Source organism: Paraburkholderia caffeinitolerans, assembly GCF_902859945.1.
Lineage (GTDB): Bacteria > Pseudomonadota > Gammaproteobacteria > Burkholderiales > Burkholderiaceae > Paraburkholderia > Paraburkholderia caffeinitolerans.
Window position 1 is genome coordinate 49015 of sequence record NZ_CADIKL010000035.1, and the last position, 23161, is coordinate 72175.

Sequence of the window (23161 nt, forward strand, 5' to 3'; positions counted from 1 at the left end):
CGTGGTCACCCTATCGTCATATCGTCATATCGTCAGGAAGACGAAAGATTGTTCGTGCGGCCGAATGCGAGCCGGTCGAGCAGCCACACGGCCACGATGGTCGCGCCCATCAGCGGGAAGATCACGCCGAGCACGGCGAGCCCCGCCTTCCAGGCACGCATGGGCGGCGCGGCACGCTCGCGCGAGGGCGCGCCGAGTCCGCCTGTAGTGCGTGACGAGCGGGCGGGGCGGCGCAGCCACCACATGACGAAGCCGGTGACAGCAAGCGCCGCGAGCCCGAGCGAGATCGCCGCGCATATCAACTGGTTCGCGAGGCCGAAGTAGCGGCCCATATGCAGCGACGTGCCATACGCAATAGCCTGCGAGACCGCGCCGTAATCGCCATAGCGAATGTCTTTGAGCACCTTGCCGCTGTACTGGTCGATATAGACGGTGCGCTCCTCTTTCGGGTCGGCGGGAAAGTACGAAACGACGTAGACGCCCGTTGCCGTGGCGGGCAGCGCAATGTCGTAGCCGCTTTGCACGCCGAGCGTGCGCATTTGGGCGATCACCTGCTCGAGCGTCCAGCGCGAACCGGGCGAAGTGCGCGCCTCGGGAGATTGCGGGACCGGCACCGCGCCCACGGCCCAGGGCACGTTGGGCAGCGGCAGGTCGTCCATTACCATGCCGGGCATCGACGCCATGTCGTGGCCCGCGTGTTCTGCATGTTCCGTATGTTCCGTATGTTCCGTATGTTCCGCGTGATCGGCATGGTTTCCGGGCGCCGCATGCGCCGTGTTTTGCGCCGCATTTTGTCCACTCGGCAGCGTCGATTGCAACGGCAGGCCGCCGCCCCATGCGCCGCGCGGCGCGCCGAGACTCACGCGCGTGGCAAGCGCCTTGAACTGTTTGCCCCACGAACCCGTCCACGGCAGGCCGCTCACGACGAATAAGAGCGCGCCCACCGCAAGCCAGATGCCGATGGCGCTGTGCAGGCTCTTCCAGAAAGGTCGGCCGGTTGCGCCGAAGCGCGGCCACAGCGCGGCGCGTATTGTCGCCAAACCGGCGGCCAACCCAGACGCGCCCTTGGCCGCGCCGCCAGCGGAACCTCGCGCACCCGACTGCCGCGGCCACCATAATGCAACGCCGGTGACGATCATCACGAGCGTCCAGCAAGCGGCCAGCTCCATCAGCAACTCGCCGGTTTTGCCGAGCAGCAGTTTGCGGTGCAGCATGCGGTCCACCTGCATGAAGCGGCTCTCCACGTCGAGCGTGCCGAGCACTTCGCCGCTGTACGGGTTCACATAGACACTCTCCTTGGCGCCGCCATCGAGTGCGAAAACAAACTCCGCGCTGCGCGCGGGATTCGCTTCGACGTGGGCCCGCAACAGGCGCGCACCCGGCGGCAGCGCTTCGCGCGCACGCGTGAGCAGGGCGTCGGCGGGCAAGCGCGGCATCGCGACGGGCGCGACCACGAGTCGGTGCGGATACAGCAGCGGCTCGATCTGTGGCTGGAAGCAATAGATCGTGCCGGTGATCGCGAGCACGATCAGAAACGGCATGACGAACAGGCCGGCATAGAAGTGCCAGCGCCATAGCGTGCGATAGCCTGGATGAACGGCGCCGGCAGCGCGGGCGGCGCGCGTGGCGGAGGCGGGCAGCGTGGCGGACATCGGATGCTCCTCGTGGCCCGGCGCGTCCCTATGGGGGCGCACCGAACCAGCAGTGATATTGGTTGAGGCCGCGATAACGGCAGCGGCGATTAAAGGCGGTTAATGACGATTACAGGCAGGCGTTCGCTCACAAGCCGAGCTTCGCTTCGACGTAGTACGTGCGGCCCGGATACGGGTGATAGACGAAGTAGCGCGTGTCGAACAGGTTGTCGATGCCCACGCCGATCTCGCTCGTCTTCGTGGGCCGGAACGTGTATTTGATGTCGGCGACCGTGTACGTGCTGGTGCCGCCGAACACATTCGGGTTGGTGTCGACGTTGGTGAGCGTGTTGTACTGGCGCCCCGAATAGCGGGCCGCGAGCGTGATCGCGCTGCGTGCATCGAAGCGGTAAGTCGCGACGAGATTCGCGCGCCACAGCGGAATCCGGTAGAAGTACTTGCCCACGCTCGCCGGGTTCTGTGCGTTCTCGAGGATCTTCGACTGCGTGTAAGCCACGTTCGCCGCGAGATCGAGGCCGTGCCAGATCACGTCCTGTCCCTGGTAGCTCGTTTCCACGCCGCGCGAGCGCACCTTGCCGATGTTCTGGAAGCTCGTCACGTTCGGAATCACCGTGGTGTCGGTCTGGCTGAAGATCGTGTTCTTTACGTCGTCCTGAAACAGCGTGAAGCGCCACAGTCCGTTCCAGTGCGCCCATTCGACGCTGAGTTCCTTCGATAGATCGTCTTCGGGGCGCAGGTTCGGGTTGTTATTGACAATGGACGAGCCGTTCACCTGCCCCTGGAACAATTCGCTCACGGTGGGAAAGCGATACGCGCGCGCGACCGAGGCGCGCAGCGTGAGGTCGTCGGTGACGTCGAACGAGAGCGAGGCCTTCGGCGAGAAGTGATGGTCGCCCGCATCCGCATAGGGCACGCGCGCTGCGCCGAGCGCCTGATAGCCGTCGTAGGCGCGCCAGTCTTCGTAGCGCACGCCGTAGACGAGCTTCCAGCGCGGCAGGAAACGCCACGCGTCCTGCGCGTAGAACGCCTGCGTTTCGGTCTTGCCCGCGAACGCGTTGGCGAAGCTGTCCGCGCCGCCATCGCGCCAGGCGAGCGTGTTCCAGGTCTGGTTGTTGGTGAAATAGTTGTCGTAGTGGTAGCCGAAGCTGAGCCAGTGCGCGGCGAGCCCCGCATCGGGCCGTTCGGGTGTCCACGTCGCCTTGAGGTCCAGGGTCTTCCAGCCCGTGCCGTCGCCGAGCGTCATCGTGCCGGGGCCGTTGCCGGGGCCGCCGGCATTGGCGTTGCGCGCCACGCTGTTACTCACGTCGTAGTACGAAGCAATGGCCTCGGCGTTCCAGCCGCTCGCCTGATGCGTGCGCAGCGAGACGCCATAGAGCCAGTTTTCGCTCGAGCCGCGGCTGGGCGCGAGCGCTGCCGCCGGGATGTTGTACTCGTAGCCGTCAATCGACACTTTGCCGCTGTACACCGGGTTGCCGTTGGCGTCGTAGAGGAAGGTCGAGGTCTGGCTATCGTAAGTGCGATGCCAGTAGCCGAGCGTCACGCCGCCTTGCACGGTGGGCGTGAAGTCGTATTGCATGCGCAGCTTGAACTGGTCCTGCACCGTGTGCTCGATGCCTTCTCCGTTCACGCCCAGCACGGCCGTGGGCGCGTTGGTCTGGTTGTTGTAGAAGTAGGCGCCGTGCACGGGAATGTCGCCGGGCTTCGCGGGCGTTTTCGACTGCGCGAGCGTGGCGAATTGCAGCGGCTGGCTCGTGTTCTCGAGGTGATTGACGCCGAGCAGGTACGAGAACTTGCCGATCGAGTCGCCCACCGAGGCGCTCATCTCGCTGCCGTTGAAATTCTGGTTCACGCCGTAGAGGCTGAAGTGCTGCGTGAACGCCTTGACGTCGGCGGTGGCTTCGAATTTTTTGGGCATGCGCGTCGTGATCAGCACCGTGGCGCCGAGCGAATTGCCTGCATAGAGCGCCGAGTACGGCCCGTAGATCACATCCACCTGCTGGATCTGGTCGGGAAACACCATCGACCAGCGCGGCGGAAATGCGTAGCTGTTGCCGAGCAGGTTCGAGACCAGCAGGCCATCGGCATAGACGAGGCCGCGCGCGCTTTGCGTGTTGCTCGTGCCGCGCACGGCGATGATCGAATTGAGGTCGCCGATAAAGCGCTTGCGCACCGCGAGGTTCGGCATGTACTTGAGCACGTCCTCGGTGTTGACGACGTTCCAGTTGTCGAACTGCTGCGGCGTGACGGTCTCCACGGTGGCCGGCAGGTTCGGATCGACGGCGGGCGTGGCGGCAGCGCTCGTGCCGCTGCTCGCGGCGCTCACGGTGACGGTGGGCAGCGTGGCTTCGGCCGTGGCCGCGAACGATGCAGCGGGGGTGAGCGATGCGATCGATGCAAGCGGCGCGAGCAGGGAGAGCGGCACGAAGCCGAAATACGGCTTGAAATAAGGCTTGAAATAAAGCTTGAAGCAGGGTTTTAGGGGCGTGCCAGGGCACGCATGCAGGTGCGTGCGAATGCGCGCGCCGCGCGCAGCGGGCGTGAACATAACGAAGTTTCCCGAAAGCGATGAACGTGCGGCCACGAGCGCGCTGCGCAATCCTCGTTAGCGGGATTGCACGTGCGGCGCGTATCAAAGCGCGCGTTTCAACGCACACACGGCGGCAGGCGTGGCCGTTGCGAGCGGCAACGCAGGCGCGGGCGCCCGATCATGGATAGACGCGGGCGGCCGCGAAGCGCGGGCGTGAATGCGGGGAAAACGCGAACCGGTGGCCGGTGACGGCTAGGCTCAGGAAACGAACGGAGGATCGCGCGGCCTGCCCGAAGGGAAGGCGCCGAATGGCGTGTGGCGGGTAGAGAGCGGCGCGACGCGATCGAGCGTGGCCACGAGTGCGCGCGAGGGTTCGGGCACGGGAACGCCCGGCATCGCGACATGGTGTTCGAGCAGATCGCAGTATCCGCACGCGCCGAATGCATCGGCATGCGAAAGATGCGGCTCGCTGGAAGCCGGCTGGATCGCCGAGCAGAGCGCGGCGTCGGGCACGTGCGCGTAGTGCGCGGCAACCAGTTGACTCACGAGCGGCGCGAGCACGACGAGCCACATGGCGACGAGGCCAAGCCATGTGGTCAATAGTCTGTGCTTGCGTGGATTCATAACGGAGTGAAAGAATTGCGCGACGGAGTCTACCATGATGCGCGTGTCTTGCGAGAGCCTGTCGGCATGCTAAAGACGGTCATAAGCCGTGGTGTATCGAGTGCGAAATGAGGGGGTGAGGCAGGATGCGAATCGGGACGCGAACCGGGACGCGAACCGGGACGCGAAGCAGCGCGTGGGACTAGAGCGGCTGCGACGTTTTCGAAGGCGTTCTATGGTTCGCATCGGTGCGGTGAGCGACCATGGGTCCTGTCTGCAACGCTTATGGTGCCGCCTTTTGCGCGGCGAACGATCATGCCCGTCTTTTCAATGCGCCAGGCGCCCAGTCTGAGATGGATGGCCCGCACCGCCGAGCCTTGCGGTGCGCGCGCCCCGCGCCCCGAGGACGCCGCGGCGCTGAACCCCGCACAGCACCCACGCGAGATTGGCTTGCGTGCGCCGCGTTGCGGCATCGACTTGCCGGACGGCTACGCGCTGCGGCTCGAAGCGCGTACCCATGCGACGCCGCACAGCCACGCCGGCTGCCCGCTGGAGGCAAGCGTGCTGCGCCAGTGGTGCGTGCTCAATCTGCAAGGCGATTGCCCCGAGCAGGCGCAGCCCACGCCCCCCGCGTATCTTCAGAAGCATGTTTGAGTCCGCCGCCCGGCGCGCCTGACCCAATTCAGGCCAATTTGCGCGGATGCACGCGGGTTCACGCTGAATCGCGCATCGCGGCCTGCTCGCGCAGCACCTCCAGTTCGGCCACCACCTCTTCAGAGAAAGCGCTCACCTCGTCGGTCCACTGGCCGGCTTCGCGCAGCGTTGCGCGCAACTCCAGGCAGGCTTCGTTCAGCATCGATGGCCCTAGCACGGCAAGGCCGCCCGAGACGCGATGCGCCCAGTCGCGCAGACGCTGGAAATCGTGCGTGGACGCAATCCGCGCATAGTCGGCAATATCGTGGTCGGCCTGCTCGACGAAGAGCGGCGCAAGCGCGGGCGACAAGGCGGGAAAGCGCGGCAAGTCGGCGTCATCGTCGATCTCGTCACTCAGATGGCTCATGTCGCTCATGTCGCTTACGGCGTTCGGGTTGTTGTTCTCGGGCTGTGCCGGTGCCGGCTGAGCGATGGCGTCTTGCGCTGTGTCCGGCCGATGCTCCGCCACGTCGGCGAGCACGCGCGCGAGCGCCGCGAGCGGCACCGGCTTGCTCAGGTAATCGCTGAAGCCGGACAAGCGGCCTTGGGCGATCTGTTCGGGCAGCGCGTTGCCGCTCACCGCGTAGATGGGCAGCGCCGCGTGCTTCGCACGCGCGGCCTGCAGCAGTTCATAGCCGTTCATCTTCGGCATGTTGAGATCGGTGAGCATGACGTCGACGCGCACGTCATCGAGCCGCGCGAGTGCTTCTTCGCCGTCCTTGGCTTCGGTCACGTTCGCCCCCAGCGTGCGCAACTGATCGCGCAGGAGACTGCGGTTGAGCAGGTTGTCTTCCGCGATCAGCACGTTCAGCCGCCGGAATTCGCTGTTTTGTGGCGCTTGCGGTGCTTGCGGCACCCGTGCCACGGCAGTTCCAGCGGATCCGGCAGCGGGCGCCGCCTGAGTCCCTCCATGCGCCGCCGCCTCGGGCCGCACGCGCAGCATTTGCGTGGCGGTGCGAATGCCCGCGAGACTGTACAGGCTCACTTCCACCCCGCCGTCTTCACGGGCAAGCGGCACGAGCGGCCCGTCCTGGCTCAGCCAAATGACGTTGGCCATGCTGCCCCACAGGCGTTTCACATCGTCGGCCGAATACTCGCTCGTCACCAGCAGATAGTCCCATGCGCCTTCGCGCGGCGGCGGCTCGTTCGTGCTCAGCCAGGTCGGCGCGCTGACCTTGGGGTCGAACAGATTCGTGAGCCATTCGTGGTTCTCGGGCGCACGGCACAGCATGGCCGGATGCACTTCAGGCAAGGTCCATTCCTCGCCCGCGGTAGTCTCGCCGCTCACGCGCAACGGCAACGTGACGATGACGCGCGTGCCCACGCCGAGCGTGCTTTCCACTTCGCAGCGCCCGCGCATGAGCTTCGCGAGGCGTCCGCAAATCGACAGGCCGAGGCCGGTGCCGCGCGCCTCGGTGAGGCGGTGCTCGTCGCCTTGCGTGAACGGCTGGAACAGGCGGGCCTTGAGGGAGTCGGGCATGCCCACGCCCGAGTCGGCCACGCTGAGTTCGAGCGCGTCGCCGAGCCAGTTCGCTCGCAGCACGATCTTGCCCGAATGCGTGAACTTGAACGCATTGCTCAAGAGGTTATTGACGATCTGCGCGAGCCGCACGGAGTCGAAATACAGCCGCGCGGGAATCGCGCGGTCCACCACGAGGTAGAACGGTAGCTGCGAGTGCACGGCGAGCGGCGCATGGGTGAGCGCGATGCGCACGAGCAGCGCGGCAATCGATTCGGGTTCCTCAGAAAGCGTCATCGCGCCGACATCGATCTTCGAGAAGTCGAGCACATCGCTCACGATTTGCAGCAGCTCCGAGGAGGAGACCTGCATGGCCTGCACGCGCGCTTCCTGCTCGGGCGCGAGCGGCCCGCGCGCCACCAGTTCGATGTTGCCGACGAGCGAGGCGAGCGGCGTGCGGATTTCGTGGCTCATCGCCGCGAAGAAGCTCACCTTGCTGCGCGCAGCGTCATCGCTCGTGCGCTTGGCTTCGCGCAGCAGGCGCTCGGCCTCGTGGTGCTCCGACATGTCGGCGAAGGCGCAGAACATGACTTCTTCGCGGTTCATGGAAGCGGGCGCGTAGGTGATCTCCAGATGCACGCTGCCGCCGTCTTCGCGCGCGAGCGAGAACGGCAGGACGTAGATGGGCGTGTCGCGGGGCGTCGATGGCGCATACGGCATGTGCTTCTCGAACTCGACGCACAGCGCGGCGGGCAGCCGGGTGGCGTGCTCGTCGAGACCGAGCACGTTGCGCACGATCTGGTTCGCGATCACGATTTCGAAGTCGCGCTGCCGCACGATGCACAGGCCGACCGGCGTGGCATGCACGAGCAGGTGGTTGAGCAGCTCGCCTTCGAGGGCGCGCGTGGCCTCGCCATAGGTGCGCTCGAGCACGTGCCGGTTCCAGTAGCGCGAGAGCGCCACCAGCAGCGCGACCAGCGCCGCCGTCATCAGCAGGATGATGATGAGCGGCGTGCGGATCAGCGCGAACGCGTCGCCCCAGGACAGCGCGAGCGTGTAATGGCCGAACTGGTATTCGAGCGGCTGCTCTCGCAGCGCCCAGCCGAAGCGCGTGAGCAGATGAAAACGCTCGACAGACAAGGTCGAGACAATGCGGTCGACATACTGCGCGACGGGCGGGGACAGCGTGCCGGACAGCATCGTACCGTCGCCGTCGAACAGGGTTGGCGCGATGCCCGACGTATTGGGGGCCTGCGATAGCTTGGTCAGATCGACGCTCGTCATGACGAGCGCATAAGGCTTGCCATCCTTGATAACCGTTGCCGCACCCAGCACGAGCTCCGGAGCAAAGCCCAGCCCGGGAGGCGGGCGAAACCACGCGATATCGTGCCAGCGGCCCGGCTCCTGTGGGTCGATGCCGCGCGCATTCATGCGCAGAAGCGCGGTTTCCGCGAGGATGCGCGCACGATCCACGCCCGAATGCATCGGCTCGTCGTTCACGCTACTGCGCTTGGGAACGAGCCGGTAACCCCATGCGGCGCTGCCGTCGAGCATCACGAAGAGCACCGGCCAGTCTGACCCGGCGTTCGAAGCCATTTGTACCGTGTGATCGCAAAACGATTGCAGCGAGGGCGCATCCGCGAGGTCCGGGAAGGCCGGCGTACAACGGTGCTGCGTGGGCGTGGGCAGCGGCGTGAACGTGCCCGCCTGGTTCAGCGTCAACAGCAGGCGCACGTTCTCCAGGAAGGTAAAGTGGCGACCCAGCACCTCGTTCGTTTGCGCAGTGACCGTGCGCAATCTTGCGGCCTGATTCGAGAGCGACGCTGCGCCAATGCTGAACGCCGTCACGACGGCCGCTATCAGCCCCGCGAAGGCGAGCAGCGCGATCAGCATGGCGAAGACCCGCCGCTCGCGCTTCAGATTGCGCTCCAGTGCGTTGAGCGCGTCGAGAGGCGAAGCCACCGAGCCGATGCGCCGTTCCATTATGCGAATCCGTTTTCGCTCGCGTAGCGGATCAGATCGGCATTTGAATCGAGGTGGAGCTTGCGCATGGCTGCGCGCTTCTGGGTGGCGACGGTCGTGACCGAGCGGCTCAGGCGTTTGGAAATTTCGGTCACGCTCAGGCCGAGCGCGAACAGACGCACGACTTCGAGCTCGCGCGGCGAGAGCGGGTTGGTGCGGCGGAATTCATCGGCGGTCGAGCCTTCGGTGGCGAGCCGCTCGGCAATGCGCGCGGAGAGCGTCGTGCCCGGCTCGACGAGCGCGCGCTGGCAGACTTGCGCGAGCGTCGGGATCGGTTCGTCCTTGCCGACGAGGCCGGCTACGCCCAGTTCGGCGAGTTCGTGCAGGATGCCGCCGTTGGTGAGCATCGTGAACACCACGAGGGGGATGTCCGGATAGAGCCGGCGCAAGCGGCTGATGAGACGCAGCCCGTCTTCGTCCTCGATCTCGCCCTGCATCGAGAAGTCCGTGACGATGAGATCGCAAGGGGTGCTGCGCAATTTTTCGAGAAGCTCGGCGCCTGACCCGGCGGTCGCCACGACCTTGTGTCCGGGTATCTGGTCCAGGTAGTCGGTAACGGCGGTGAGCACGACAGGATGGTCGTCGGCCACCACGATCCGCAGTTCTTGTGTCGCGTTCGTCATGAGCGTGAGCGTATTGCCTGGATTCGCAGTGTGGAGAAGGTGCATTGCAGCAGGGCAATGGCCCCGCAACGATGCATGATGCCTATCTCATTATATGACAGTGGTTTATACGAATTATTGTAGGGTGTCTCGATGTTTTGCGTCGGAATATGGCCTCTCCGGGTGATTAAGCGTTGAAGGATTTTGCCTGGCCCGACTCGTGTCTGGATTAGCGCTTGGCTTGCGGGCGCGCGCCGCCGATGCCATGCGCATCGCCGCTGTTGGCGACCTGGCAGCGCGAGTGGAAGCACGCGACCGAAAAGCGGGCGTCGCCGCCCGACGCCGTGGAGCAGGACTGGCTGCACGAGCGCGTGGGCATTTGCGCGAACTGCAGTGGCACGGGACGCAAGCGCGGCTGTCCCGGGGGAGCGGATTCTACATGGCGAGCCACAAGGGCGCGGCCAGGCTTCGCGTTGGCGAGGCAGAACACGATGGCTCCTACTGTCATCGCCCAGCTGAGTGCGCCGCACGCCGCCGTCAGCCAGAAGGTGGAGCCGGGCTCGTGCCAGAGCAGAAACAGCATGGCGAAGAAGGCAAGGTAGAAAAACGGCAGGAGATAGATCCCGATGTCGCTCGCCCATTCGCAAGCGCGCGAGATCCATGATGCTGAGGATCGGTTCTGACGAAGGTCGGGAGCTACGGACATGGCGGTATCTGATTCAAGATGGCTGGGAGCCGGATGTTGCGTTGATCGCGTCATGTCTTGAATGTATCGATTCAGGCTGACAGAGAAAATCGGACGATTTCGAGAAGTGATCTGATCGCGCCGAAGGGAAGCCGAGGGCCGCCAAACGACATCAAATGGACGGAGCGCAGGGATGTTGCGTTGCGGCATTACAGGCCGCCGGGTGGCGGCGCCGTGATCTTTTCGAGGCGAGGGCGCGAACTCGATGCGCGGCGAATTGTCCTATACCGCCAAGGGAGGCAGGCGGCCTCGCACGCCGTCTCGTGGCGCTTTGCGCAGCCTCTGCGCGCGCGTTTTTTCGTAGAACCGTACAGACAGGAATACCTCTATGCGCCGACGTCAATTTCTTCTCAGCTCCAGCGCCGTGCTCGCGGTAAGCGGCCTCGCACTGGCCGGCTGCACGACAACCCCGCTCGGTTCGGGAGACAGCGCCAGCCAGAACGCGGCGCGTCGCAACTCCATCGATGCGAGCGTGGACGCCACGCTCGCGCGCCTCTACGGCACCGTGACCGGGTCGCGCGAACTGCTTTCAAAGGCGAGCGGCGTGCTCGTGTTTCCGAGTGTGATTTCGGCAGGGTTCTGGTTCGGCGCGCAATACGGCACCGGCGCGCTGCGCGTGAACGGGCATACCGATGGCTACTACAGCACGCTAGGGGGCTCGTTTGGCCTGCAGATCGGCGCGCAGTCCAAGGCCATCGTGTTCGCGTTCATGAACCAGGGCGCGCTCAACGATTTCGTCAACAGCCAGGGCTGGTCGGCGGGCGCCGACGCCACGGTTGCGCTTGTCACCGTGGGGGCGAACGGCAATGTCGACACCTCGACGGCGACTAGTCCGGTCGAGGCGTTCGTGCTGACCAATGCCGGCTTGATGGCCGGCGTCTCGCTCGAAGGCGTGAAGGTTTCGCGGCTGGTGATCTGAGCGCCGCTCGATTACCGTCTGATTGCCATTTGATTCCCGCTTGGCTCATGCAGCCGGCAAAATAGTGCCGGCTGCATGAAAATGCACATTCAGGCGGTCGTGCCCTTTCTGGCCCCGCCAGACGCCGCTTTGCCGGGTTATCCATGATTTTGGAAATATTTATATCTAAATTATACTGACCCGACACGCGGCGCGGATGCGCTCGGCGGCAGAGGACAAACATCGAAGGGGATGGTCATGGCGGAGCGGTCGTTTGTCGAGGAAGTGAAGAAACTGCGCCTCGGCGCGGGCGAGGTATTTAGCGGCGAAGGCATTCTCGCCGTGACGAAGGCGCTACTCGAATCAGGCGTGGCCTATGTGGCCGGCTACCAGGGCGCGCCGATTTCGCACCTGATGGACGTGCTCGCGGACGCACAGGACATCCTTGGCGACCACGGCATCCGCTTCGAGAACAGCGCGAGCGAGGCCACGGCCGCGGCATCGCTGGCTGCCTCCGTCAACTATCCGCTGCGCGGCGCGGTGACCTTCAAGGCCACGGTGGGCACCAACGTCGCCTCCGACGCGCTGGCGAATCTCGCCTCGGGCGGCGTGACGGGCGGGGCGCTCATCATCGTCGGCGAAGACTACGGCGAGGGCTCCTCGATCATGCAGGAGCGCAGCCATGCGTTTGCAATGAAGTCGCAAATCTGGCTGCTCGATCCGCGTCCCAATCTGCCCTCGATCGTGCAGGCGGTGAAGGACGGCTTCGACCTGTCCGAGGCGAGCCACACGCCTGTCATGCTGCAATTGCGCATTCGCGCGTGCCACGTGCACGGCCAGTTCGTGGCGTCCGATAACCGCCGCTCCGCTTTCACGATCAAGGACGCGCTCGAGCATCCGGTCCGCGATGTCGAGCGTATCGTGCTGCCGCCCGCGAGCTTTCTGCATGAGCGCGAGAAGATTCAAGAGCGCTGGCCGGCAGCGGTGCAATTCATCGAAGCGCGCCAGCTCAACGAATTTTTCTCGGCCGACGCGCGCGATATCGGCATCGCGGTGCAGGGGGGCAGCTACAACACGGTGCTGCGCGCGCTCGAACGGCTGGGTCTCGCCGATGTCTACGGCGAATCGGAAATTCCGCTTTATGTGATGAACGTGGCGTACCCGCTCATCGATTCGGAGTGGGAACGATTTTGCGCGGGCAAGCGCGCGGTGCTCGTGATCGAAGAAGGGCAGCCGAACTTCGTCGAGCAAAACGCGAGCGCGATCCTGCGCCAACGCGGCGTGAGCGCGGCGTTGCACGGCAAGGACGTGCTGCCGCTCGCGGGCGAATACAACACGGCCACGGTGATGAAGGGACTGCGTGCGTTCTTCGAGCACTATGGCGTGCTCGAGCCGCAAGCGACGCCGCGCAAGGTGATTCCGGTGAAGGCCGTGCCGGCCGTTGCAACCGTGCCCGCACTCGATGACAGCGTGCACGCGCGTCCGCCCGGCTTTTGCACGGGGTGCCCCGAACGCCCGATCTTCACGGCGATGAAGCTCGTGGAGCGCGAGTTGGGCCCGCACCACGTGAGCGCCGACATCGGCTGTCACCTGTTCTCGATCCTGCCGCCGTTCAACCTGGGCGCGACCACCATGGGCTATGGCCTCGGCAGCGCGAGTGCATCGGCGCTCAACGCGAGCGCGGACAAGCGCGCCATTTCGGTGATGGGCGACGGCGGCTTCTGGCACAACGGTCTCACGAGCGGCATTGCCAACGCGGTCTTCAACAAGAGCGACAACCTCACGATCGTCGTCGACAACAGCTATACGTCGGCCACCGGCGGCCAGGACATTCTTTCATCGACGGCGCTCAACCCCACGCGCAGCACGGGCCACGAAATCGAGCAGGCGGTGCGCGGCGTGGGCGTGAAGTGGGTGAAGGCCGTGCGCCGAACCTACGACCTCAAGACGATGATGGCGACGCTCAAAGAAGCGCTCACCACGGGCGAGAAAGGACCCAAGGTGCTGATCGCGCAGAGCGAGTGCATGCTGAACAAGCAGCGCCGCGAGAAGCCGAAGCAGCGCAAGGCGATTGCCGCCGGCGAGCGGGTGGTGCGCGAGCGTTTTGGCGTCGATTCGGATACCTGCACGGGCGACCACTCGTGCATTCGGCTCTCGGGATGCCCGTCGCTTTCGATCAAGCCCAACCCCGATCCGTTGCGCACCGATCCGGTGGCAAGCGTGCTCGACAGCTGCGTGGGGTGCGGTTTATGCGGCGAGGTTTCGCACGCGGCCGTGCTGTGCCCGTCGTTCTATCGTGCGCAGATCATCAGTAATCCTTCGAAAATGGACAAGCTGCGCCAGCGCATGCGCAACGCCGTGATCGGCTGGCTGCAGCGCCGCGAAGCGCGCCGCCGTGCGCGTTATGCCTTCTGAGCGCAGGGAGAGATCATGACCAAAGCACAACCGATCAAGATCGCGATTCTCGCCATGGGCGGCGAGGGCGGCGGCGTGCTGGCCGACTGGATCGTCGACCTGGGCGAGCACAACGGCTATTACGCGCAGACCACCTCGGTGCCGGGCGTCGCGCAGCGTACCGGGGCGACCATCTATTACGTCGAACTGTTCGCACGCGACGAGATTGAAGCGCGTGAGCCCATTCTCGCCCTGATGCCGCTGCCCGGCGATGTCGACGTCGTGCTCGCGTCCGAGTTGATGGAAGCGGGCCGCGCGGTGCAGCGCGGGCTCGTGACGCCGGAGCGCACAACGCTCGTGGCTTCGACGCACCGCGTGTATTCGATCGCCGAGAAAACCGCGATGGGCGATGGCCGCGTGGACGACCGCGCGCTGATTGCCCACGCGGGCGAAGCGTCGAAGCGCTTCGTGCGCTTCGACATGGCGCAGGCCGCCGAAGCGAGCGGCAGCGTGATCAGCGCGGTGCTGTTCGGCGCGCTCGCGGGCACCGGCGTGTTGCCGTTCAGCCGTCGCCAGTTCGAGGAAACCATCGAGCGCGGCGGCGTGGGTGTGAAGCCCAGCTTGCGTGCCTTCGATTTGGGCCATGCACGCGCGGGCGCGGACGAAGCGGCGGACGGTGCGAAGGACGAAGTTCAGCACAAAGCGCAGCAACCTGCGCCCGCGCCGCGCGACCCGGCAGTGGCCCGCTTGCTCGAGCGCGTGCGGGCGGAATTGCCCGCCGAGGCCCAGTCGTTCGCCATCGAGGGCGTGCGCCGGCTGATCGACTATCAGGATCCCGACTACGCGGCGCTGTACCTCGACCGGCTCGCGAAGCTGCGCGGCAAGCTCGCCGATGCGCCGGTCATCTTGCTGCGCGAGACGGCGCGCCATCTTGCGCTATGGATGTCGTACGAGGACACGATTCGCGTGGCCGACCTCAAGACGCGCGCCTCGCGTTTCGAACGCGTGCGCGGCGAGGTGCGCGCGCAACCGGACCAGCTTCTCGCGATCAACGAGTTCATGCATCCGCGCATCGAGGAGATCTGCGAGACCTTGCCCGCCGGAATCGGCCGCTGGCTCGCGAGGCCGCACGCCGTGCATCGGCTCGTCGAGCGCCATACGAAAGCGGGGCGCGTGATCAAGACCAGCTCGCTGCGCGGCTACCTGGTGCTTCACGCGGTCGCGCGCCTGCGCGGCATGCGCCGCCGCACGCTGCGCTACGAACTGGAGACCGCGCGCATTGAGGCCTGGCTGCAGCAGATCGTGCAGTCCGCGCAGCACAACCCGGCGCTGGCCGTCGAGGTTGCGCAATGCCAGCGTCTCGTGAAGGGCTACAGCGACACCCATGCCCGCGGGCTCGCGAACTATCAGACGCTGATGGGCGCGGTTGTACACGCGGGTGCGCGGCTGGCGCCGGCGACCTTGCGCGAGCTTCGCGACGCGGCGCTGGCCGACGAGCACGGCCACAAGCTGCGTGCCGCGCTTGCGCGACACGCGCTGGCATAATCGCCGGGTTATCCGGAAAAATATTGCAATGAAAACCAGTGCGCCCACCTTCAGCCAGCAGCACAAGATTCACTTTTCCGAATGCGATCCGGCCGGCATCGTGTTCTATCCGCAGTACTTCGTGCTGTTCAACGACCTCATCGAGTCGTGGATCGACACGCTCCTGCCCGAGGGCTATCACGGCGTGATCGGCGCGCGGCGCGTGGGCCTGCCCACGGTGCATCTGGAAGTCGATTTCAAGGCGGTCAGCAAGATGGGCGAAGAGGTGTGGCTCTCGCTCGATGTCGAGCGTATCGGCCATGCGTCGCTCACGCTGGCGTGGGCGTGCACGGGTACCGACGGCGTTGTGCGCATGAGCGCACGGCAGACCATCGTGACGACCTCGCTCGACACGCACAAGGCCATACCGATTCCCGACGATTTGCGCCAGGCGATTGAAAGCGCGGCGCCCGCAGCCGAGGTGCGAGCGCGCGAACACTGAACCGGGCGTGGCCAGCTTTTCAGGCAGCCGGGCGATGCAGATCGATCAGCAGGCGCAGCGTGGCCTTGAGTTCCTCGGCCTTTTGCGCGCCGAGCGGCGCGAGCACCTGATCTTCGTGCAGCTTGGCCTGCACGATCAATTCGGAAACGAGCTTCTGCCCTTGCGGCGTGATGCGCACGAACGTGACGCGCCGGTCTGTTTCGCTGGGGATGCGCTTGACATAGCCTTGCGCCTCCATGCGGTCGAGCAGGCGCGTCACGGTCGGCTGTTTCGTAACGGAAACCTGCGCGAGGCGGCCGATGCTCATGGCTTTCCCATCGGAAAGCGTGGACAGTACGCGCCAGTCCGAGACCTCGAAGCCGGCCGCCTGCACGATCACGTGGAATTCGCCGGAGATCAGCTGGCTGACCTGGGCGAGCAGCGCCGGCGTGTAACTGTCGGCAAAGCTGTTGGGAGAAGACGGGTTCATACGGGAAATTGACGGGCTGCGGAGCGTGGACGGCCTCCGCCGGAACGCAAACATACCACGACCCTCGCCCGCGTCCCCTTGTTTCCGAAAGGGAAAAAGGGGTTAACCATGATTTTGAATTTATTTAGACCTAAAGATAATTTTAGCGTGCGTGGCGATGGCCGGGCACGTCCACGGTTGAACGAGCAGAGGAGCGCAACATGACGAGCAGTCTGGAGCAACTGACCACTGATCTGGCGAGTGGCCGTGTGCGCGTGGTCGATCTCACGCAAACGCTTTCGCCCGATTTTCCGGCCTTGCAACTGCCGCCGCAGTTCGGCCAGGTGTGGGCCTTCAAGATGGAGAAAATCAGCCAGTACGACGAGCGCGGGCCCGGTTGGTACTGGAACAACTTCTCGTGCGGCGAGCATACCGGCACGCACTTCGATGCGCCGGTGCACTGGATTTCCGGCAAGGACCACGCACAGAACGCCGTGGACACCATCGACGTAAAAAATTTCATCGCGCCGGCTGTGGTGCTGGACGCGAGCGCCGAAGTCGCCGCGAATCCCGACTGGCTGCTCACGGTGGACTTTCTGCAGACGTGGGAAGCGCGGCACGGCCGCATTCCCGCGGGCGCGTGGGTCTTGCTGCGCTCGGACTGGTCGAAGCGCACGGACCCGGCCGAGTTCCTGAACCTGCGCGAAGATGGCGCGCACACGCCGGGGCCGACCCAGCAAGCGGTCGAGTGGCTGATTCACGAGCGCGAGGTTCACGGTTTCGGCGTCGAGACCATCAACACCGACGCAGGGCAGGCCTATGCCTGGCCCGTGCCGTATCCGTGCCACACGCTCATGCATGGGTCGAACCGCTATGGCCTGCAGTGCCTGCGCAATCTCGACCAGTTGCCGCCCACGGGCGCGGTGATCGTCTCGGCGCCGCTGAAGATCCAGGCTGGCTCGGGCAGCCCCTTGCGCGTGCTCGCGCTGGTGCAGGACTGAGCTGAATTGCCGCCGCCGTAGCAACGGCCGGCGGCTACTTGCTTAGTCGTTCATTGGCCCGCGCCCAGTGCCTGCGCGAGCACCGCGAAAGTGCGCTCGTCGGTGCGGTCGAAATGGAGCGGCGTGACCGAAATGCCTCCCGAGTAGACCACGGCCGTTTCCGAATCCGGCCCGTTCTCGCGCGGGCCGCGCGTGAAGCGCAGCCAGTGATATTCGATGCCGCGCGGATCGATTTGCGGGACCACGTCGATGCCCTGCACGAGCCCCACGCCCTGGCGCGTGACGGTGAGCGGTCCGGCCGCGCCCGGATCCACATCGGGGAAATTCACGTTCAGGCATACGGGCGCTTCGTGCGCAATCGCCGCGAGGCGCCGGATCACGTCCGGCGCGAGCGCGCGGGCCGTGTCCCAGCGCACATGGTCGCGGTCGCGGTAGATCTGGCTCAACGCGATCGACGGCAAGCCGAGCAGCAAGCCCGTCATGGCCGCGCCCACGGTGCCGGAAAATATCGTTTCCACGCCGAGATTCGAGCCCCGGTTAATGCCCGAGAGCACAAGCGTGGGCCTCACGTCGCCCATCAGGTGGCGCACCGCCATCACCACGCAGTCGCCGGGCGTGCCGAGCACACCGAAGCGGCGCTCGCCGCGCCGGGTCACCCGCAGCGGCGAGTGCAGGCTGACCGAATGGGACGTGCCGCTTTGGTCGTGTTCGGGCGCGACCACCCACACTTCATGCGCGAGTTCGGCGGCGACGGCTTCGAGCACGGCGAGGCCAGGCGCGTCGATGCCGTCATCGTTGGTGAGGAGCACGCAGGGCAGTTTCGAGTGGGATGAGGACATGTCGGGTCTCGTTGGGGATGGGCGGCTATTATCGATCGATTCAGGGAGGCAAGAGGCGGATTCCGCGCTATTTCGCGCCGGATCATGGCCCATCCGGGATAGACTAGCGGCTCGTTTAATGTGGTAAATGCGGCCTGCCTGCCGCGAGGAGACCCCGTGAAGTCGCAAGACCTGCCAGATATTGCTCGCGTACTGTTTGTCGTCGCGATTCTCTGCGCGTTGACGGTCGGCTCCCTGTACGTCATGCGCCCGTTCATTCCGGGGCTGATCTGGGCGACCACCATCGTGGTCGCGACATGGCCCGCGATGCTCGCCGTCGAGCGGCGCGTGGGCAAGCGGCGCTGGCTCGCGACGCTCATCATGCTGCTGATCCTGCTGTTCGTGATCGTCCTGCCGCTCTATGAAGCGATCTCGACGCTCGCGGTGCACGCCAGCGAGATCATGGATCTGATCCGCAAGCTGCCCGAGTACGCCTTGCCGCCGCCGCCGGGCTGGATTCACGAGGTGCCCGTGCTGGGCGCGCGCGCGGCCAAAGAATGGCAGACGCTTTCCGACGCAGGCCCCGGAGGCTTGCTCGCGCAGCTCCAGCCCTATGTGTCGATTGCGGCGCACTGGCTCATCACTCATGCAGCATCGGTGGGCGTGTTCGTGATGCACATGCTCGTCACGGTGGTCATCACGGGCATCCTGTACACGCAGGGCGAGCAGGCTGCGGCCTTCGTCACGCGCTTCGCGGCGCGCATCGCCCCGGAACGCGGCCCCGAGGCCGTGCGGCTCGCGGGCGCTTCGATTCGCGCGGTCGCGCTCGGCATCGTCGTCACGGCGGTGCTGCAGTCCGCGCTGGGCGGCATTGGCCTCGCGGTCGCCGGCGTGCCCGGCGCGGGCGTGCTCACCGCCTTGATGCTGCTGCTGTGCCTCGCGCAAATCGGCCCGAGCCTGCCGCTGATCGGCGGCATTGTCTGGCTGTTCATGAACGACTCGCACCTCGTGGCCATCCTGTTCACGGTCTGGGCGGTGTTGGTCGCCATGCTCGACAACGTGGTGCGCCCGGCACTGATTCGGCGCGGCGTGAATCTTTCGATGCTGCTGATTCTCTCCGGCGTGCTGGGCGGGATGTTCGCGTTCGGCATCGTTGGCCTGTTTATCGGACCGGTGATTCTTGCGGTGTCGTCGGCGCTGCTGACTGCCTGGATGAGCAAGATGCCGTCCACGTCCGCCTGAATCCCGCCTCAACGTCGTTCATTCCTCTCAATCGCGGCCGCCTGCCAGGCTTTAGCGCAGCGGCCGCGCCATCAACTCATCGAGCAATGCCTGATACGTTTTCACGACCCGCTCGTTGAACGGCAGGAAACGTGCGATCTCCCGGCGCTGCTTCATGCGCCAGCCAGTGGTGTCGTGCCCGCGTGCGTCGATGGCCCTGATGAGTTGCCGTGCGCCATGATGCGCATCGTTGGCCTCGTAGTAGTAGCCGAGCTCGCGGCACAGCGTGGCGTTGTGCACGAGCGGGTAGCCCTGCCAGCACACCTCCAGATAGAAGTAGTTCAGCGGGTTTTCCAGCTGGTGCGAGACCACTACGTCGGTGTTCTGCGCGAGGAAGGTCGGCGTGTCGTGGCGGCCGAGAAACAGCGCCTTGTGCTCGCGCACGATATCGAGCTGGTTCATTAACGCAATGAAATCGCGGTTCTCCTGAGCGAGCTTCAGCGCATTGGTTACCTGCAGCAATTCGATGGCGTCGGGGCGCTTGCGGTAGGCCAGTTCCGCGATCAGCGCGGGGTAAAGGCAGAATTTCACGACGTTGATGTTGGGCTCCATCACCGTGAGCCGTGCCGGCGCACGGCCTTCGTCGCGCGGCGCGTACACGCCGCCTTCCGGCAACGCGCGGGTGCGCTCCTCGAGAAACACCGGACTCCAGACGAACGGCACGACGCGCCCCGTCGTGCGGCGCAAGACTTCCAGATACGACTGGCTGTTGCCGGCCACTTGCGGAATGATCCAGATGTCGTCGTAGCGCTGGTTGACGAACAGATTGCCGTTCCACATGGGCTTGTTGAAGAGTATTCCCTCGGTGGCGTGGATGTACTCGAAGCCGCAGCAATAAGAGACCAGTCGCACGCCGCGCGCCTTCAGCCACGCGGTGCGCACGCCGTCCAGCTGGCCACCCAGTTCGATCACGAGGTCCAGTTCGTCCTTCGCCTCGTCGAATGCGCGCGTGGGCCAGCGTTCGAGACTCCACGGCAGTTCGCGCGTTACCGGCACGGCGGTCGTGTTCACCAGCGTGACGCTCGCGACGCCGGGGCAATGCCGCAGCGTGTCGGCGAGAAACACCGCGTTCTGCTTGATGCCGTTGTTCCAGAGCGTTTCGTTGGGCTGATGCAGCCCGATCGTGATGCCGATTCTGAGGTCTTTGGCCTGGTTCTTGCCGTTTTGCGTGGCGGTGCTCATGCTGCTTCCTTTTCGAACAGCGCGGCAATCGCGGCGCCATAGGCGTGGACGTTGGCGGCGTACTCGGGGTGCAGCGTTGCGAGGAACGCTTGCGCATCGCGCCGGTACGAATCCAGGTTGTTGTCGTGCGTGGCGAGTGCGTGCAACAAGGCTTGCCCGCCTTCCTCGCAGTCGAAATCGTGATAGCGATAACCGCAGTTGCCGATCAGGTGCGAGTTGTGCACGAGCGGATAGCCTCCGTGCAATGCTTCGTAGTACAGGTAATTCTGCGGGTTCTCCCATTGATGCGTGACGACCACATCCACGTCGCGCGCCATGACCTGATAGAACGGATAGCGCCCTTCGAACGACGCCAGCCCGTGGCGCACGATGTCGAGACTATTGGCGAACCCGCGAAATCCAGCGTGTTCCTTGGACTTGAAGGTGTTGTAGGCCCACACGTGTTCGAGCGCATCGGGATTCGCGCGGTGCGCGCTCTCGCAGCACAGCATCGGAATCTGGCTGGTCTTGACCATGCAGATGTTCGGCTCGAAGATGCCCGCGCGCCAGCGGCGGCGGCCCGGCTCGTAGCCGAAATGCTGGCCTTCGGGCAGCGCGGCGGCGGCCTTCTCGAGCACGAGCGGGGTCCACAGGTGAGGCATGATGCGCACCGGCGCGCGCATGGCGCTGCGGTAGTACGGCATGCAGGTGGTTTCGTACTCGGCCAGCGTCCAGATTTCGTCGTAAGGCGCACCGCTGATGAGCAGCGCGTGCGGCAGGTTGAAGATCATGCGCTCGATGTCGATCACATAGTCGTTGCCCACGCGCATCGAGACGACCTTGCCGCCGCGGTCGCGGAAGTTGGCAATCCACGCGCGGTCGAGCTGCGCGCTCATTTCGATCATCAGGTCGAGCCGCGTGGCTGCGTCGGTCATGTCGATGAGCGGCGCGGGCGCGTCCTTGACGAAGCGGCGCGCGTCGTCGAGGTCGCCGTCGCCGCCGCCGATCACGAGATAGACCTCGGCCACCGACTCGATCTTGCGCAGCAGCATCACGAGAAACAGGCAGTTCTGGAAAATGCCGTTTTCCCACAGCGACTGCTCGCCCTTGCGCACGAAGAGCGATACGCCGACCTTGAGGCCGTGCGGCGCCGATGCGGCCCGGCCGCGCGGCGCGGATGCCGGTTGCATTTTTTGCTGTTCAAGCGGCTGAGCGGTTTCGGGCGTGTTCATACGGACCTCCGGGTCGGTGCGTGCTCGACGAGCGCTTGCAGGCGCTGCGCATAGCCATGCAGATTTTCTTCGTTATACGGATCAACTGCGTCGAACACGGCGCGTGTGCGAGCGCGGTACGCGGCAAGCCCGGCGTCGTGCGTGCGCGCGGCGGCAATCAATTGCTGGCCGCCTTCGTGAGCGTCGAAGCCCGGGTAGTAATAGCCCGCGCCGAAGCTGGCGAGCCACGGCGAGTTGTGAATCAGCGGGTAGTCGCCGTGCAGCACGTCGAGATAGCTGTAGTTCTGGTCGTTGTCCCATTGATGCGCGACCACGGCGTCGGTGTGCTGGCTCATGAAGCCCGCGATATCGTGGCGGCCATGAAAAGTGGCGCGATGCTCGCGCACGAGATCGAGCGAGTTGGCCAGATGCAGCATCGTCAGGTGATCCTTCATGTGCAGCGTGTTGAGCGCGTGCAGCGCGGCGACGCTCGCGCGGTCGGCGCGGTACGCCTCGTCGCAGGCGAGCATCGGAATGCTCGAGCATTTCACTACCGAGATATTCGGCTCGAAGATCGCCACGCGCAGCGCGCCGCCGGCAGCTTCGCGAGCGCCGCGGCTACGCTCCGTGTCGTAGCCGTACTCCAGACCGTGCTGGGCCAGCTCGGCGATGCGCGCCTGCAGGAAGCCCGAATGCCAGACGTAGGGCACCACGTGCACGGGGCAGCGGTGCAGGGTGCGCATCATCGGCACGTGCAGGCGGTCCTTGGAGACCACCCAGATTTCGTCGCAGCGGTCGGGGCGCGAGGTGTGCACGGGCTTGTTGAACACGACCGGCTCCACAAGCCCCACATACGGTTGCCCGCAGCAGTAATAGACCACCTTGCGGCCACGCGCACGCATCAGATCGAGCCAGGCGTTGTCGAGCGCGCCGGCCATCTCGATGACCACGTCGACGGCGTCGGTGGCTTCTTGCTGGGTGAGGAGGGTCAGGCCCGGCGCGATGGCGTCGACCGGTTGCGGCAGGCGCTGTTCGCTGCCGACGTCGATGAGAACGACCGACTCCACGAACGGGAGCCGCTGGAAAGCTTGTGCAATGAAGATGACGTTTTGGCCGAGCCCGTTCTGCCAGATGCTCTGGCCCTCGTGACTGAGCACCGAAATGCCGATTCTCATGATGTGTTTTCCGTGGATTGGCGCGGGGAATGGGTTTGCAGTGACGCGCTATGAGAGGCAGTTTGCGCCGGCGCTGGAAGCGTCGATATCGGAATAATTCGAATATCTCGAATTTAAATCATGGAGGGAATGGGGGCGATTTTTCACGGCCCGTCGCACCGTATAAATTCGAAATCGGAACGGGTGTTTATTTACGTCAATTACCCGCTCGGCTATTTATAAGAATTTAAAGATCTGGTGGGCCGAGCCTTGAAAAATCCTGCCTCTCGGCCTGTTGGCGCGGCTGTACGGTTAGGACAAATTCGATAGAGGGGGGGTGTCCAGGGGTATTAGAAGGATTTCTATAGAGCGGGTCGGTGCCGGATGGAATGCTTGCGATATTCGATTTCCGAACAAAAAACGCGGAAACGTCTGGCCGGTTAAAAAACCGAATTCAAGGAGCCGG

General features: G+C 64.9%; 18 protein-coding genes. 7 read left to right on the forward strand and 11 right to left on the reverse strand.

All coding sequences use genetic code 11. From position 1 onward, the window contains the following. Positions 1-32 precede the first annotated feature (32 nt). The 3 genes from HV773_RS27125 to HV773_RS27135 form a co-directional block, all read right to left on the reverse strand. Positions 33-1652, reverse strand: a complete 1620-nt coding sequence (locus HV773_RS27125; protein ID WP_175197311.1) for a PepSY-associated TM helix domain-containing protein — start codon at positions 1650-1652, stop codon at positions 33-35. A 127-nt stretch (positions 1653-1779) separates the two neighbouring features. Next, positions 1780-4197: a TonB-dependent receptor gene (locus HV773_RS27130; protein WP_246282414.1), complete on the reverse strand. Its 2418-nt coding sequence runs from the start codon at positions 4195-4197 to the stop codon at positions 1780-1782. 240 nt (positions 4198-4437) lie between these two features. Continuing rightward, positions 4438-4803 carry a DUF2946 domain-containing protein gene (locus HV773_RS27135; protein ID WP_175197343.1) on the reverse strand — a complete coding sequence of 122 codons (366 nt, stop codon included), beginning with the start codon at positions 4801-4803 and terminating at the stop codon, positions 4438-4440. A gap of 336 nt (positions 4804-5139) precedes the next feature. On the opposite strand from HV773_RS27135, the gene HV773_RS27140 reads away from it, so the two are divergent. Then, positions 5140-5436, forward strand: a complete 297-nt coding sequence (locus tag HV773_RS27140) for a hypothetical protein (protein WP_217481946.1) — start codon at positions 5140-5142, stop codon at positions 5434-5436. A gap of 58 nt (positions 5437-5494) precedes the next feature. Here the strand turns inward: HV773_RS27140 and HV773_RS27145 are convergent, their stop codons facing one another. From HV773_RS27145 to HV773_RS27155, 3 genes are all read right to left on the reverse strand, one after another. Continuing rightward, complete coding sequence (locus HV773_RS27145) at positions 5495-8917, reverse strand: ATP-binding protein (RefSeq protein WP_175197313.1); 3423 nt, start codon at positions 8915-8917, stop codon at positions 5495-5497. Next, complete coding sequence (locus HV773_RS27150; RefSeq protein WP_175197314.1) at positions 8917-9579, reverse strand: response regulator; 663 nt, start codon at positions 9577-9579, stop codon at positions 8917-8919. Before HV773_RS27150 ends, HV773_RS27145 begins: the two co-directional genes overlap by 1 nt. 208 nt (positions 9580-9787) lie before the next feature. Then, complete coding sequence (locus HV773_RS27155; protein WP_175197315.1) at positions 9788-10264, reverse strand: hypothetical protein; 477 nt, start codon at positions 10262-10264, stop codon at positions 9788-9790. Between the two features lie 367 nt (positions 10265-10631). On the opposite strand from HV773_RS27155, the gene HV773_RS27160 reads away from it, so the two are divergent. From HV773_RS27160 to HV773_RS27175, 4 genes are all read left to right on the forward strand, one after another. After that, entirely contained in the window at positions 10632-11222 is a 591-nt protein-coding gene (locus tag HV773_RS27160; protein ID WP_175197316.1) for a BPSL1445 family SYLF domain-containing lipoprotein, read from the forward strand. Positions 11223-11459: 237 nt separating this feature from the next. Beyond that, complete coding sequence (locus tag HV773_RS27165; RefSeq protein ID WP_175197317.1) at positions 11460-13616, forward strand: thiamine pyrophosphate-dependent enzyme; 2157 nt, start codon at positions 11460-11462, stop codon at positions 13614-13616. 15 nt (positions 13617-13631) lie between these two features. After that, the gene (locus HV773_RS27170; protein ID WP_175197318.1) at positions 13632-15140 is read left to right on the forward strand and encodes an indolepyruvate oxidoreductase subunit beta family protein; all 1509 of its coding nucleotides are present in this window, start codon (positions 13632-13634) and stop codon (positions 15138-15140) included. A gap of 28 nt (positions 15141-15168) precedes the next feature. Further along, positions 15169-15621 (forward strand): acyl-CoA thioesterase, encoded by a 453-nt coding sequence (locus tag HV773_RS27175; protein WP_175197319.1) that lies wholly within the window; start codon positions 15169-15171, stop codon positions 15619-15621. Between the two features lie 19 nt (positions 15622-15640). On the opposite strand, the gene HV773_RS27180 is transcribed toward HV773_RS27175, so the two are convergent. Then, positions 15641-16090 (reverse strand): MarR family winged helix-turn-helix transcriptional regulator, encoded by a 450-nt coding sequence (locus HV773_RS27180; RefSeq protein ID WP_246282415.1) that lies wholly within the window; start codon positions 16088-16090, stop codon positions 15641-15643. A 200-nt stretch (positions 16091-16290) separates the two neighbouring features. Here HV773_RS27180 and HV773_RS27185 point away from each other — a divergent pair, with 200 nt between their 5' ends. Further along, a complete protein-coding gene (locus tag HV773_RS27185; RefSeq protein WP_175197321.1) occupies positions 16291-17070 on the forward strand; it encodes a cyclase family protein in 780 nt (259 codons plus the stop codon). Between the two features lie 50 nt (positions 17071-17120). On the opposite strand, the gene surE is transcribed toward HV773_RS27185, so the two are convergent. Continuing rightward, the gene (gene surE, locus HV773_RS27190) at positions 17121-17909 is read right to left on the reverse strand and encodes a 5'/3'-nucleotidase SurE (protein ID WP_175197322.1); all 789 of its coding nucleotides are present in this window, start codon (positions 17907-17909) and stop codon (positions 17121-17123) included. A 156-nt stretch (positions 17910-18065) separates the two neighbouring features. Between surE and ydiK the strand changes: the two genes are divergently transcribed. Beyond that, positions 18066-19130 carry an AI-2E family transporter YdiK gene (ydiK, locus tag HV773_RS27195; RefSeq protein ID WP_175197323.1) on the forward strand — a complete coding sequence of 355 codons (1065 nt, stop codon included), beginning with the start codon at positions 18066-18068 and terminating at the stop codon, positions 19128-19130. 51 nt (positions 19131-19181) lie between these two features. Here ydiK and HV773_RS27200 read toward each other — a convergent pair whose 3' ends face one another. The 3 genes from HV773_RS27200 to HV773_RS27210 are packed head-to-tail and all read right to left on the reverse strand — an operon-like array spanning position 19182 to position 22716. Beyond that, positions 19182-20351, reverse strand: a complete 1170-nt coding sequence (locus HV773_RS27200) for a DUF2827 domain-containing protein (RefSeq protein WP_175197324.1) — start codon at positions 20349-20351, stop codon at positions 19182-19184. Next, positions 20348-21520: a DUF2827 domain-containing protein gene (locus HV773_RS27205; protein ID WP_175197344.1), complete on the reverse strand. Its 1173-nt coding sequence runs from the start codon at positions 21518-21520 to the stop codon at positions 20348-20350. The genes HV773_RS27200 and HV773_RS27205 overlap by 4 nt, the downstream gene beginning before the upstream one ends. Positions 21521-21558: 38 nt before the next feature. After that, positions 21559-22716, reverse strand: coding sequence for a DUF2827 domain-containing protein (locus tag HV773_RS27210; protein ID WP_175197325.1), 1158 nt, complete (start codon positions 22714-22716; stop codon positions 21559-21561). Positions 22717-23161: the final 445 nt, after the last annotated feature.

Coding starts and splice junctions, on each gene's coding strand:
- HV773_RS27125 (WP_175197311.1), bottom strand. CDS start 1,652: ATGTCCGCCACGCTGCCCGCCTCCGCCACGCGCGCCGCCCGCGCTGCC.
- HV773_RS27130 (WP_246282414.1), bottom strand. CDS start 4,197: ATGTTCACGCCCGCTGCGCGCGGCGCGCGCATTCGCACGCACCTGCAT.
- HV773_RS27135 (WP_175197343.1), bottom strand. CDS start 4,803: ATGAATCCACGCAAGCACAGACTATTGACCACATGGCTTGGCCTCGTC.
- HV773_RS27140 (WP_217481946.1), top strand. CDS start 5,140: ATGGCCCGCACCGCCGAGCCTTGCGGTGCGCGCGCCCCGCGCCCCGAG.
- HV773_RS27145 (WP_175197313.1), bottom strand. CDS start 8,917: ATGGAACGGCGCATCGGCTCGGTGGCTTCGCCTCTCGACGCGCTCAAC.
- HV773_RS27150 (WP_175197314.1), bottom strand. CDS start 9,579: ATGACGAACGCGACACAAGAACTGCGGATCGTGGTGGCCGACGACCAT.
- HV773_RS27155 (WP_175197315.1), bottom strand. CDS start 10,264: ATGTCCGTAGCTCCCGACCTTCGTCAGAACCGATCCTCAGCATCATGG.
- HV773_RS27160 (WP_175197316.1), top strand. CDS start 10,632: ATGCGCCGACGTCAATTTCTTCTCAGCTCCAGCGCCGTGCTCGCGGTA.
- HV773_RS27165 (WP_175197317.1), top strand. CDS start 11,460: ATGGCGGAGCGGTCGTTTGTCGAGGAAGTGAAGAAACTGCGCCTCGGC.
- HV773_RS27170 (WP_175197318.1), top strand. CDS start 13,632: ATGACCAAAGCACAACCGATCAAGATCGCGATTCTCGCCATGGGCGGC.
- HV773_RS27175 (WP_175197319.1), top strand. CDS start 15,169: ATGAAAACCAGTGCGCCCACCTTCAGCCAGCAGCACAAGATTCACTTT.
- HV773_RS27180 (WP_246282415.1), bottom strand. CDS start 16,090: ATGAACCCGTCTTCTCCCAACAGCTTTGCCGACAGTTACACGCCGGCG.
- HV773_RS27185 (WP_175197321.1), top strand. CDS start 16,291: ATGACGAGCAGTCTGGAGCAACTGACCACTGATCTGGCGAGTGGCCGT.
- surE (WP_175197322.1), bottom strand. CDS start 17,909: ATGTCCTCATCCCACTCGAAACTGCCCTGCGTGCTCCTCACCAACGAT.
- HV773_RS27200 (WP_175197324.1), bottom strand. CDS start 20,351: ATGAGCACCGCCACGCAAAACGGCAAGAACCAGGCCAAAGACCTCAGA.
- HV773_RS27205 (WP_175197344.1), bottom strand. CDS start 21,520: ATGCAACCGGCATCCGCGCCGCGCGGCCGGGCCGCATCGGCGCCGCAC.
- HV773_RS27210 (WP_175197325.1), bottom strand. CDS start 22,716: ATGAGAATCGGCATTTCGGTGCTCAGTCACGAGGGCCAGAGCATCTGG.